Source organism: Streptomyces sp. NPDC034049 (genome assembly GCF_055575575.1).
Map to the genome: position 1 here is coordinate 95,425 of NZ_JBVISJ010000022.1, position 12,153 is coordinate 107,577.

The 12,153-nt window shown below is 70.6% G+C and carries 11 protein-coding genes; 8 read left to right on the forward strand and 3 right to left on the reverse strand.

Annotation, left to right across the window (positions count from 1 at the left end; all coding sequences use genetic code 11):
- Positions 1-10 precede the first annotated feature (10 nt).
- Entirely contained in the window at positions 11-658 is a 648-nt protein-coding gene (locus ACZ52C_RS38890) for a hypothetical protein (RefSeq protein WP_469079260.1), read from the reverse strand.
- A gap of 700 nt (positions 659-1,358) precedes the next feature.
- Here ACZ52C_RS38890 and ACZ52C_RS38895 point away from each other — a divergent pair.
- The 6 genes from ACZ52C_RS38895 to ACZ52C_RS38920 all read left to right on the forward strand — a co-directional run bounded on the left by ACZ52C_RS38895 (position 1,359) and on the right by ACZ52C_RS38920 (position 8,881).
- Positions 1,359-1,667 carry a hypothetical protein gene (locus ACZ52C_RS38895; RefSeq protein WP_033525053.1) on the forward strand — a complete coding sequence of 103 codons (309 nt, stop codon included), beginning with the start codon at positions 1,359-1,361 and terminating at the stop codon, positions 1,665-1,667.
- 204 nt (positions 1,668-1,871) lie between these two features.
- The gene (locus ACZ52C_RS38900; RefSeq protein WP_469079261.1) at positions 1,872-2,738 is read left to right on the forward strand and encodes a DUF8175 domain-containg protein; all 867 of its coding nucleotides are present in this window, start codon (positions 1,872-1,874) and stop codon (positions 2,736-2,738) included.
- Entirely contained in the window at positions 2,728-4,059 is a 1,332-nt protein-coding gene (locus ACZ52C_RS38905; RefSeq protein ID WP_469079262.1) for a hypothetical protein, read from the forward strand. The genes ACZ52C_RS38900 and ACZ52C_RS38905 overlap by 11 nt, the downstream gene beginning before the upstream one ends.
- Positions 4,056-5,612: an SCO6880 family protein gene (locus ACZ52C_RS38910; protein ID WP_086801713.1), complete on the forward strand. Its 1,557-nt coding sequence runs from the start codon at positions 4,056-4,058 to the stop codon at positions 5,610-5,612. The genes ACZ52C_RS38905 and ACZ52C_RS38910 overlap by 4 nt, the downstream gene beginning before the upstream one ends.
- A gap of 54 nt (positions 5,613-5,666) precedes the next feature.
- Positions 5,667-7,100 carry an ATP-binding protein gene (locus ACZ52C_RS38915; RefSeq protein WP_469079263.1) on the forward strand — a complete coding sequence of 478 codons (1,434 nt, stop codon included), beginning with the start codon at positions 5,667-5,669 and terminating at the stop codon, positions 7,098-7,100.
- A gap of 92 nt (positions 7,101-7,192) precedes the next feature.
- Positions 7,193-8,881: a type IV secretory system conjugative DNA transfer family protein gene (locus ACZ52C_RS38920; RefSeq protein ID WP_469079264.1), complete on the forward strand. Its 1,689-nt coding sequence runs from the start codon at positions 7,193-7,195 to the stop codon at positions 8,879-8,881.
- Between the two features lie 6 nt (positions 8,882-8,887).
- Here ACZ52C_RS38920 and ACZ52C_RS38925 read toward each other — a convergent pair whose 3' ends face one another.
- Together ACZ52C_RS38925 and ACZ52C_RS38930 are read right to left on the reverse strand one after the other, a co-directional pair.
- Positions 8,888-9,343: a cupin domain-containing protein gene (locus ACZ52C_RS38925; RefSeq protein WP_469079265.1), complete on the reverse strand. Its 456-nt coding sequence runs from the start codon at positions 9,341-9,343 to the stop codon at positions 8,888-8,890.
- A 38-nt stretch (positions 9,344-9,381) separates the two neighbouring features.
- Positions 9,382-9,957: a GNAT family N-acetyltransferase gene (locus ACZ52C_RS38930; RefSeq protein WP_469079266.1), complete on the reverse strand. Its 576-nt coding sequence runs from the start codon at positions 9,955-9,957 to the stop codon at positions 9,382-9,384.
- 93 nt (positions 9,958-10,050) lie between these two features.
- Here ACZ52C_RS38930 and ACZ52C_RS38935 point away from each other — a divergent pair, with 93 nt between their 5' ends.
- Both ACZ52C_RS38935 and ACZ52C_RS38940 read left to right on the forward strand, forming a co-directional pair.
- Positions 10,051-11,346, forward strand: coding sequence for a sensor histidine kinase (locus ACZ52C_RS38935; RefSeq protein WP_469079267.1), 1,296 nt, complete (start codon positions 10,051-10,053; stop codon positions 11,344-11,346).
- Positions 11,343-12,014 carry a response regulator gene (locus tag ACZ52C_RS38940; RefSeq protein WP_469079268.1) on the forward strand — a complete coding sequence of 224 codons (672 nt, stop codon included), beginning with the start codon at positions 11,343-11,345 and terminating at the stop codon, positions 12,012-12,014. Before ACZ52C_RS38935 ends, ACZ52C_RS38940 begins: the two co-directional genes overlap by 4 nt.
- Positions 12,015-12,153 lie beyond the last annotated feature (139 nt).

Sequence of the window (12,153 nt, forward strand, 5' to 3'; positions counted from 1 at the left end):
GAACTCGCCCTCACGATGTCCATGTCACGCCGGCCGAAGGCGGGAAGTCGGGGTAGCCCTGACCCGTCCACGCCGCGCCCGTGACCTCGGTGCCGGGGTCGGCGAGAACCGGTGCGCACGTCTCGTACGAGGCTCCGGGCGGGAAGCTCTTGGTCTTCGGGTAGGAGTCGCAAGCGGCGAAGGTCCCGATGACCAGGAGCTGCCGGGCGGCGGTCCCGTCGTCGAGCAGGCCGTCCGGCGGATCGACAGGCGCGTGGGAGAGATCGTTCTTGCCCGCGTTCTTGATGGTCGCCCGCACGTAGTACGGCGTCATCTTCTTGGCGTCGTCCTCCAACCCCAACGAGGCCACATCCGCCTTGCTGCCCTTCTCGATGCCGGTGACAGTGACCTGGAGAAGCCCCGACTTCGTCCCCCCTTCATAGCGGAGCAGAGTCGGCTCCCCGAGCTTCGCCTGGGTCCCCGCCTTCGCCGTGCCGTCCTCGTTCACGCTGGACGTGGGGGACGGCGAGGACTGAGGTGAAGCGGAAGAGGAGACACGCGAAGCGGGCTTGTCGTCGGCGGGACCCGCCCCCTCGCCGGAACCGCAGCCGACGAGGGTGAGCAGGAGAAGGACCGAGGCCGCGCGCGGCACCGGCAGACGACGAAGGCGGGTGATCATGCCTGGCAGCGTATCTGTGGCGAGAATTGCCCCTGGCGGGGTGGTGCCACGTCGGCTCGCGGGCGAAGCAGGGCGTCCAGGGACTCCCGTACCGTCCCGTCCGCGTTGTGCACGACCACCGTCGTGGTGTCGAGGTAGACGACATCCCCCTCCGGGGTCGTCATGCGGACGGAGTTCTCAGGGGTGAGGCCAGCCGTACCAAAATTGCGATCGCGATCCCACGCGCTTTTGGCCAAAGCCCGCCCCCCAGGAAGCACCCGGGCCCCAGACACGACCCTTACGCCCGCATCAGGCACACTCGAACCCACGGACCACACCGAACCGAACCGACATCCCGTCAGAAGCGGGACAGGCCCGGCCCTTGAGGCCACAAGAGGGGAATAACGACGGAACCACACCACAGGTTCCGCTTGATCCTCATTGCCCGGCGTGACCTGCCGTGATACACAGAGTGACGATACAGCCCTTCGTTTACCGTTCCGCGCCCCCCGTTAGGGTCCCGCGCGGGTCGGAGGCAAGGGATCCGTACGAAACCCGCCAATCAATGACGCCAAGTCGACATACGACAGCCTCATTGTCGGCGAGAATGGGCCCGACCTCTGCGCACCCGCGCGGAGGCGTGCGGAGCGGACGCCGAGGCGGCGCACGTGCCGCACACCACACAGGACAACAGAACTACCCACTAGGGGCGGTGACTTACATGTTCGTTGCGGCCGACAAGGGCGACATCACCACCATCATCGGCGGAATCGCCCCGGACTGGGGGCCTTTCGGCGACCTGGGCAACGAGGCACGCGTGATGATCGAGGTCGTGATGGCGGTCGCCATCCTCCTCTGCCTCGGCATCGCGATCTGGGGCGCGGCCAAACAGCGCATCGGCGCGACCGCCCTCCGCGACACCTTCAGCGCCGAACAGGGCAAGGGCCTCATCATCGCCGGCCTCACCGGCGTCTTCATCATCGGCTCACTGGGCACGCTCTTCACCATCGTGTACGGCATGGCCGTGTAGCCGCGGCCGCCGGCACCCGCCCCGGCCGGTCCACCGGCCTCGCCCGGTTCCCCTCCCACCCCACCCGTCCGTCGTGCCCACCGGCTGAGGTTGCGTTTCCCTGATGTCGAGTCTCCACACCGCGCCCGCGCGGGAACCAGCGCGGCTACCGTCGTACTGCTACGCCTTTCAATACGACGTCGAAGTTGAAGGGGCGACCGCGGCATGAGTCTCGGCGACGAGCACGGGTACCGCGAGTCCTCGCGCTCCGGGGACGACGGGGCGTACGGGGGATACGCCGGCACCGGCCAGACCCGGACCCGCCTCCCCGAGGGCGGCGGCGACCCCTACGGCGGCGCCCCGCGCCGCCCCCGCTCCTCCTCCAGAAGCCTCGTCACCGTCGTCGGCGTCGTCGTCCTCCTCATCGCCGCGATCGCCTTCGCGAACCGGGGAGGCGGAGGCTCCGACACATCCGGAGGCTCCACCACCGACAAGCCGGAAACGGCCCCTACGGCGGCTTCGGGGGAGCGACCGGTCAAGTCGAAGACCGGCGGCATCCCCTCCGGCTTCGCCCACGACCAGCAGGGGGCGGAGTCCGCGGCGGCCAACTACTCCGTGGTGCTGGTCTCGGCCGACATCCTCAAGCCTGTACGGCGCAGTGAGATCGTGCGGCAGGTCTTCGCCGCCGACAAGTCGGCCGAACTGGAAGACCGCCTGAACACGGTGTACAGCGCTGACTTCCTCGACAAGGTCGGCTTGGACGAGGACGGCAACGCACCGTCCGGCAGCACATACGTCTCACGCACCATGCCGGTCGGCACCACGACCACGAGTTACTCGGACAGCACCGCGACCGTCGAGGTCTGGTGCACAGGCGTGTTCGGCATGGCGTCGGAGAACACGACCACCCCGGTCACCAGCGACTGGTTCACCATGACCCTCCAACTACGCTGGGAGAACGACGACTGGAAGGTCGACAGCTTCGCGCAGAAGGAAGGCCCCGCGCCGGTCAACGGCGACAACAAAATCTCCACGTCCGACGAGATCTCGAAGGCCGTCGAGGAGTACGGAGGGTTCACCTATGCCCGGTAGGCCACGCCGCGTACTCAAGGTCGCCGCAGCCTTCACAGCCGTACAGACCGCGGTCGTCCTGCTGGCGACGCGTGCCGTCGCCGCACCCACGTCCCCCTCTCCCTCGCCCAGTGGCGACTCCTGCTCGCTGCTCTCCGGAACGGCCAGGGAGTTCTGCGAGAGCGACAGCGGCGGTGGCGGCGGCGGTGGCGGGGCGGGCACCACCCCCAAAGACCTCACCACCACCCTCGACCCCCTCTCCTCCCTAGCCCAAGGCTGCGCCGACGCCGCCTCCTGGACCGTCGACAAGCTCTCCGAAGCCGTCAACGAGACCGCGAACGTCGACTTCACGAACATGACGTTCCTGAAGCACTACGCGGTCGTGTTCGCGGCCTCCGCCATCCTCACGCTCGTACTGTGGCTCCTCGCCGTCACCAAGCGAGCCGTCCGCGGCGTGCCGTTCACGACGGCGATCTCCGAGGCCGTCGGCTTCCTCTGGCTGACCGTGCTGGCCTCGGCCTTCACCCCGCTGATCCTCTACACCATCGTCTCCGCCACCGACGGCGTCAGCGACATCATCGCCAAGACCACCGGCAACCAGACGGACACGTTCTTCGGCACGTTCTCCGAGGCCCTGAAGAAGGGCAACGACATCGGCGGCGGCCCCATCATGCTGATCCTGGTGTCGCTGGTCTCCATCGTCGCCGCCGGCGTGCTGTACCTGGAGCTGTACCTGAGGGCCGTCCTCCTCTACGTCGGCGCCCTCCTCGGCGTCGTCGTCTACGCCGGCCTCGTCGACAAGGACCTCTGGGGCCACGTCCGCCGCTGGGCGGGCATCATGATCTCGATCATCCTGGTCAAGCCCGTCATCGTCATCGTGCTCGGCCTCGCCGGCGCCCTGACCACCGAGGACGGCCCCGACTCCCTCGCCGCGGTCGTCTCCGGCCTCGCCATCATCCTGCTCGCCATCTTCGCCTCGGCGATGATCTACCGCTTCGTCCCGGGCTTCGGGGACGAGATCGCCAGCTCCCGCAACAACCGCATCATGCGCGGCGCCGAAGGCAAGGCCGCCGCCGTGATCAGCTCCCCCGCCACCCTCGTCGCCCAGGGCATCAAGACCCACAGCTCCCGGGCCGACAACAACGGCGGCGGAGGCGGAAGCAGCACCCCCCGCCCGTCCAACCCCGCATCCGGCGGCGTGGCCGCCCACAGCTCGCGCAGCGCGAGCGGAGGCGGCGGAACTGTCCCCTCCGCCGCACCCCCGCCCCGTACGAGCCCGGTCAACACCCCCCACGCCGGCAACACCCGCAACAGCAACCGCACGGGAGGTGAAGGGCGTTGACGACCGAGTCCCACCATCTCCATCCGGTCACGCCCCGCCGTACATATCTGATCGGCCGCGCCCGGCCGAACGCGATCATCGGCCGGAACCGCGAGTCCGGCGAGATCGCGTTGATCATCGCGGGCGCGTTCCTCGGCATGATGTGCGGCCTCCTCGTCCCGGTGCTCGTCCCGCGCATCGCCCTGCTGACCGGCTTCCCGATGCTGGCGCTCGCCGCGGTGTACGTCCCGTACAAGCGGCGGACGTTCTACAAGTGGTTCGAGATCAACCGCAGTTACAAGCGCAGCCTGCGCAAGGGCACCACGTACCGCTCCGCCAACATGGAGGCCGGCACCCACCTCGACGGCCGTGAGGTCGAGGTCGGCCCCCCGCCCGGCATCGGCCGCATCACCTGGCTCGCCGCGCCCTTCGGCCCCGACGAGATCGCCGTCCTGCTGCACGCCGACCGCCGGACCGTCACCGCCGCCATCGAGATCGAGGGCCCCGGCGTCGGCCTGCGCGACTCCGAGGACCAGGAAGCCCTCGTCGACCGCTTCGGCACCCTCCTCAAGCACGTGGCCAACGGCGACGGCTTCGTCACCCGCCTCCAGATGCTCGCCCGCACGCTCCCCGCCGACCCGGACGCCCACGCCAAGGACGTCGCCCAGCGCGGCGACGACCGCTCCCCCGGCTGGCTCCAGCAGTCGTACGACCAGCTGCAGTCCATGGTCTCCACCAGCAGCGAGCAGCACCGCGCGTACCTCGTCGCCTGCATGCACTACTCCCGCGAACTCGCCGCCGAGGGCCACGCCATGGCCCGCGCCGCCCGCCCCCAGGGCCGCAAGCTCGACAAGGACGCCGGCCTCGCCGTCGTCATGGCCCGTGAGCTGACGGACATCTGCTCGCGCCTCCAGGAGGCCGACATCCGCGTACGGCAGCCGCTCGGCCAGGGCCGCCTCGCCTCCCTCATCCACTCCATGTACGACCCGGACCACCCCATCGACCACATCCAGGCCATGACCAAGCGCAACGCCTGGCCGGCCGAACTGGACGCGATGGAACCGGACTACCTCCAGGCCAAGACCCGCGAGTCCTCCACCCGCGCCCCCTGGTGCCACGCCACGGCCTGGGTGAAGGAGTGGCCGATGACCCCGGTCGGCGTCAACTTCCTGGCACCGCTGCTCGTGCACACCCCGGACGTCATCCGCACCGTGGCCGTCACGATGGACCTCGAACCCACCGAGGTCGCCATCGAACGCATGCTGACCGAGAAGACCAACGACGAGGCGGAGGCGTCCCGCGCCGCCAAGATGAACCGCACCGTCGACCCGCGTGACGTGGCCTCCCACTCCCGCCTCGACCAGCGCGGCGAGGACCTCGCGAGCGGCGCCGCCGGCGTCAACCTCGTCGGGTACATCACCGTCTCCTCCCGCTCACCAGAGGCACTGGCCCGCGACAAGCGGACGATAAGGGCCTCGGCCGGCAAGTCGTACCTCAAGCTGGAGTGGTGCGACCGTGAGCACCACCGGGCCTTCGTCAACACGCTCCCGTTCGCCACCGGAATCCGAAGGTAGGGCCATCGCGATGCGGGACCACCCGATCCAACCGCACCTGGAGGTGAAGCGCTGATGAGGGACCCGATCTCCGCCCTCACCGACGCCTTCACGTCCTTCCTCTTCGGCAAGGTCGAGACGACCCGCCTCCCCGTCCGCACCTCCACCGGACAGGCCCAGGCGGTCTACCTCCCGACCGCCGCCCCCGGCCTCGGCGACTCCGGCGTGATCATCGGCCGTGAGGTCTACTCCGGGAAGGGCTACATCTACGACCCCTTCCAGCTCTACGGCCAGCAGCTCCCCGCCCCGCACTGGCTCGTCCTCGGCGAGTCCGGCAACGGCAAGTCGGCCCTGGAGAAGACGTACGTCCTGCGGCAGCTGCGTTTCCGCGACCGCCAGGTCGTCGTCCTCGACGCCCAGGGCGAGGACGGCGTCGGCGAGTGGAACCTCATCGCGGAGGAGCTGGGAATAACTCCCATCCGCCTCGACCCGACGGCCGCCCTCGACATGGGCATCCGCCTCAACCCCCTCGACCCCTCGATCACCACGACGGGCCAGCTCGCGCTGCTCCGCACGATCATCGAGGTCGCGATGGGCCACGGCCTGGACGAACGCTCCGGCTTCGCCCTGAAGGTCGCGCACGCCTACGTCAACGAGACCATCGTCGACCGCCAACCGGTCCTCACCGACATCGTCGACCAGCTCCGCCACCCCGAACCGGAGTCCGCGGAGGCGATGAACGTCGCCATAGACGACGTACGGGCCTGGGGCCTGGACGTGGCGCTGGTCCTGGACCGCCTGGTCGACGGTGACCTGCGCGGCATGTTCGACGGCCCCACCACGGTCGGCATCGACCTCGACGCGCCGCTCATCGTCTTCGACCTGTCCCACATCGACCGCAACTCCATCGCCATGCCCATCCTCATGGCGATCGTCGGCGTGTGGCTGGAGCACACCTGGATCCGCCCCGACCGGAAGAAGCGCATCTTCCTGGTCGAGGAGGCCTGGCACATCATCAACAGCCCCTTCGTCGCCCAGCTCTTCCAGCGCCTGCTGAAGTTCGGCCGCCGGCTCGGTCTGTCCTTCGTCGCCGTCGTCCACCACCTGTCGGACGTCATCGACGGCGCCGCGGCCAAGGAGGCCGCGGCCATCCTGAAGATGGCGTCCACCAGGACGATCTACGCCCAGAAGGCGGACGAGGCCAGAGCGACGGGCCGTGTCCTCGGCCTGCCCCGCTGGGCGGTGGAGATCATCCCCACCCTCACCCCCGGCATCGCCGTCTGGGACGTCAACGGCAATGTGCAGGTGGTCAAACACCTCATCACCGAGACCGAACGCCCCCTCGTCTTCACCGACCGCGCGATGACCGAGTCCTCCGTCGACCACCTGCTGGACGACGACGCACTGCGCGCCGCCGAACTGGAGGCGGAGGAACGGGCGGCCGCGTTCGTCGAACACCGGCTGAGCGAGGTCGACGGATACGGCTCCTCCGAGTCGACGGTGGCTTGAGCGGCACCCTCGATGACCCGGAACGAGCAGGGCAACGGCTTGTACGGCGACATGTACGGCGACAGGACACACGGCATGCACGGCGGCGAGCGATGAGACCGGACGACCGGCACCCCCGGCAGAGCGGAGGCGGCATCCCCGACGGGCTGCTCGTCGCCCTCCTCGGCTTCCTGGTGAGCCTGACCCTGCTGGTCTGGACGGCCACCGGCCTGGCCGGCCTCTTCGCCCACGGCGCCTGGCCCGACGGCGTCACCTTCACCCGCACACCCCTGGCCGTACGCAGCCTGATCTCCGCTCCCCAGGACCTCCCCGGCGCCTGGCCGGACACCCCCGGCGCCCAGCTCTCCGGCTACGGCCTCTTCTGGGGCCTCTTCATCAGCCAGCTCATGGTCCTGCTCGTCCTGGCCGTCTTCACGATGGGCACCCTGGCCCGCTGGCGCGCCGTACGCGCCAGGGACAAGGCCGCACGGGCCCAGAAGCAGCGCGGGCCGACGGCAGGAGCCCCGCTCCAGCACCCCGACCCGGCCACCGCCCACGTCCAGAGCACGGCTCCCGCCCCCGTGGAGCAGGCACCCCCGGCCCAGCCCTATCCCGGGGACCCCGCCCGGCACGAGACCCCGCCCGACGGGTTCACGGCCCCCGACCCGGCGGACTCCGACCCGGCGGCATCCCCAACGGTCCCGGAGCCACGCCACAGCGCGCCCCGCACGCCCGCCGGCTCGCCGGCCACGCCCCTCGCGCCCCCGGCCGGCGCGTACGCCACCACCCCCCTGCCGTCCGCAACTGGCGGTACGGCACCCACCGGCACCCACCCGAGCGTCGGCACCGGCACCGGCACCGGCTGGGCGGGCCCCGCCCCCACGGTCGTCCTCGGCTCCGCCGAGTCCCGTCGCCCGGTCGCCGCGCAGGCCGTACGGGACGCAGAAGGACCGGCCCTCGTCGTCACCTCCGACCCCACGCTCTGGTCGGACACCAAGGACGCCCGCGCGAAGCTGGGCCCGGTCCTCCTCTACGACCCCGCACACCGCTGCGACACCCCGGCCCGCCTGCACTGGTCGCCGATCTCCGGCTGCGAGGACAAGCCGACGGCACTGGCGAGGGCCACCGCCCTCCTCGCCCCGGTCCGCCCCACCGCCAGGATCGACCAAGCGGTGGCGGACACCGCGGAGACGCTCCTGCGCAGCTACCTGCACGCCGCCGCCATAGACACCCGCACCATCCGCCACCTGCACCGCTGGGCCCAGGGCAGCAACGTCCAGGAAGCGGTCCGCGCCCTGCGGACGAACCCGAAGGCGGCCCCCGGCGCGGCGGGCGAACTGGAGTCGGCGCTCACCTCCCACCCCGAACGCCGCGACATCGCGCAGCAGTTGACGGCCCGCGCCCTCTCGGCCCTCTCCACGGTCAACGTCCGGGAAGCCTGCGCCCCCAACCGAGCCGACTCCCTGGCGCTGGATTCCTTCGTGCACGAGGGGGGAACGCTCTATGTGGTCGGCGATCCCATCGAGGACCCCAAGGCGAACCCCTCGGCGATGCCTCTCCTGACGGCCCTCGCCTCGAGCGTGGTCGAGCGCGGCCGGCGCATGGCCGAACGGTCATCCTCCGGCCGCCTCGACCCACCACTCACCCTGGTCCTGGACGACGTGGCGGCCGTGGCCCCACTCCCCCAGCTCCCGGCCCTCCTGACCGACGGCGCCGACCAGGGCCTGCCCACACTGGCGCTCCTGCGCTCCCGCGAACAGGCCAGATCCCGCTGGCCCAACACCGAACTCCCACTGCCCTGACGACCGTCAGCGAGCCTCCCCGCCCGCACCCCCGGTCACATCCCCGGTCACATCCCCGGTCGCATCGCTGGTCGCATCGCTGGTCGCATCGCTGGTCGAGTCCGGCACCGCGTACCCGGCCACGGACGGCCACCGCACGGTCAGCACCACGGACTCCTCCTCCGCGACCCAGGAGTGGTCCACCCCGCGCCCCCAGACGACGTAGTCGCCCTGCCGCTCCAACACCACGCTACGACCGGGGAAGTCGACCCGGAAACGCCCGCTGATCAGCACCTGAAGGGCGGTCCGTTCCTCACCCCGGACCCACTGGGCGCGTGTGTCGCCCCGCGGATGGACACCCCACTTGATCTCCACCGCCTCACTCCGCCGCGGATCCCCCTCCGCCTTGAAGTGCCCGAGCAGCCAACCCCGGTCCAGCGCCGCGTCCTTGCCCGCATTGCCCACATACACGCTGTCGTCCATGCCGCCGAAGCTAACACCCGAGCCGCCGCGCCCGACGCCTACGCCGACCGCAGCACGTACTCCAACTCCCGCCCCTCGTCCCCCTCGACGGACACCCCGCTGCCCACGAACCCGACCCGCCGGTAGAAGGCCGCGGCCCGCCCGTTCCCCTCGTTGACGAACAACCGCACCCGCTCGACCCCCGCCTCCCGCGCCCACTCCACCGCGACCGCGAACATCGCCTCGCCCACACCCTTCCCCCGGTGCCCGTCCCGCAGGAACACGCCCACCAGATGCGCCTGCCGCCGCTCGACGACCTCGCCGAAGAAGTCCCGGGTCCCGGCCTCCTCCACGAGCACGGTCACCGTTCCGACCCACTCGCCGGTCGCGCTCAGCACCACGAACTGCCGCCGCTCGCCCACCCCGTCGGCGGCACCCTCCGCCCGCTCCCGCCAGAACCCGTCCGGCCGGGCCGCGGCCTGCTCGTACGTCTCCAGAAACGCGAGATGAGCCACCGGATCCCGCAGCGCGGCCAGCCTCAGCTCCCGCACCTCACGCCATTCCCCGGTACGGACGGACCGGATCCGGTACCCCTCGGGAACAGCAGGGCTCTCAGCACGCGCAGGCAGCTTCATGCGGGCCAAGGTAGTACCGGGGTACTACACCCTTCACCGGATTTCCGGCCCCGGTCCCACGCTCCGACCACGCCCACGTACGAGGATGCCCACGTGACGAGCGACGGCACCACACCCGACACCGACGGCGACCGGCGGCCGACGGGCCCCCAACCCCTCACCCATCACTTCCGCGAGGTCACCGAACGAGCGCGGGATCTCGACCGCCGCCGCCCCCTGCTCTGGGACCTGCTCGTCACGGGCTTCTTCGTGACGGCCGCCCTCATCGACTACACGAGCGACGGCTGGCAGAACGTCGCCGATGACCCCACCCTCCCCGACTGGCTGATCGTCACGCTCTCCCTCGGCTTCACCCTCCCCCTCCTCCGGCGCCGCACCCACCCCTTCGCTGTACTCCTGACGACGCTGCCGTTCGCCCTCGTCAACACCTGGACCGGCGCCTCCCTCCAGGCCGGGGAACTCTGCCTGCTCACCGTCTTCCACGTCGCCCTGCGCACCCGCCACCGCACCCTGCTCTGGTCCTACGCCCTGGCCCTCCTGCCCTACGTCGTCGGCGGCATCCGCCACCCGGCCGAACAGGGCCTCAACCAGAACATCGGCCCCGCCGCGACGGCCCTGGCCTTCGCGGCGGTCGCCGGCATCGCCGTGCGCACCCGCAGGGAGTACCTCGCCTCCCTCGTCGAACGCGCCCGTCAGCTCGAAGTCGAACGCGACCAGCAGCTCCGCCTCGCCGCGGCCGCCGAGCGTGCCCGCATAGCCCGGGAGATGCACGACATCATCGGCCACAACCTCTCCGTCATCACCGGCCTCGCCGACGGCGGCCGCTACGCCGCGCCGAAGGACCCCGCCCGCGCCACCGAGGCCCTCCACGCCATCTCCACCACCAGCCGCCAGGCCCTCGCGGAACTACGCCGCCTCCTGGACGTCCTGCGCGACGACCCCGAGGACACGTCCGCCCCCACCCCGCCGGCCGATCTGACCCCGCAGCCCACCCTCACCGACCTCGACCGCCTCCTCACCGGCGTACGGTCCGCGGGCCTTCCCGTGCACAGCACCGTCAACGGCGTCCCGGCCCTCTCCCCCGGCCGCCAGCTCACCGTCTACCGCGTCATCCAGGAGGGGCTGACCAACACCCTCAAACACGCGGGCCCGGACGCCACGGCTGACCTCCTCATCTCCTACGAGGAATCCGGCGCCGTCTCCCTGACCCTCACCGACACCTCCCGCACCGCCCCCGCACCGCCCTCCTCGACGAACGGCGGCCGCGGCCTCCCCGGCATGCGCGAGCGAACGGCCCTGTACGGCGGCACACTTGAGGCCGGCCCCCTCCCCCACCCGCGACGCGGCTGGCGAGTCCACCTACACCTCCCGGAGGAATCCCCGCAGTGACGACCGTCCTCATCGCCGACGACCAACCCCTACAGCGGCTCGGCTTCCGCATGCTCCTGGAGAGCCAGGACGACATGACGGTCGTCGGCGAGGCCCCGGGCGGCAGCGAGGCGGTCCGTATGACGGCCGAGCTGCACCCCGATGTGGTCCTGATGGACGTCCGCATGCCCGGCCTGGACGGCATCGAGGCCACCCGCCGCATCGTCTCGGCAGGCGACCGCACCCGCGTCCTGATCCTCACCACGTTCGACCTCGACGAGTACGCCTACGCCGGTCTCCGCGCCGGCGCCTCGGGCTTCCTCGTGAAGGACGCCCTCCCCGAGGAACTCCTCTCCGGCGTCCGGGCCGTCGCCTCCGGGGACGCGGTGGTGGCCCCCAGCCTGACCCGCCGCCTCCTCGACACCTACGCCCGTCATCTGCCGAAGCCGGAAGAACCCACAGCCCCCGCCCTCCCGGACCCCCGTCTCTCACCCCTGACCGACCGAGAACGGGAGATCCTCACCGTCATCGGCAAGGGCTGGACGAACACCGAGATAGCGGCCCGTCTCCATCTCGCGGAATCGACAGTGAAGACCCACGTCGGCCGCGTCCTCGCGAAGACCGGTTCACGGGACCGCATCCAGGCAGTGATCCTGGCGTACGACACGAAATTGGTAGAGCCGTCCTGAAGGAACGCCACGAAAAGCACCGGAAATACGCCGAAATGCGCCCAGGAATGCAGAAAGCCCCCGCCGGTCACCCGGCAGGGGCTTTCTCAAAGATTGTTCGGCGGCGTCCTACTCTCCCACAGGGTCCCCCCTGCAGTAC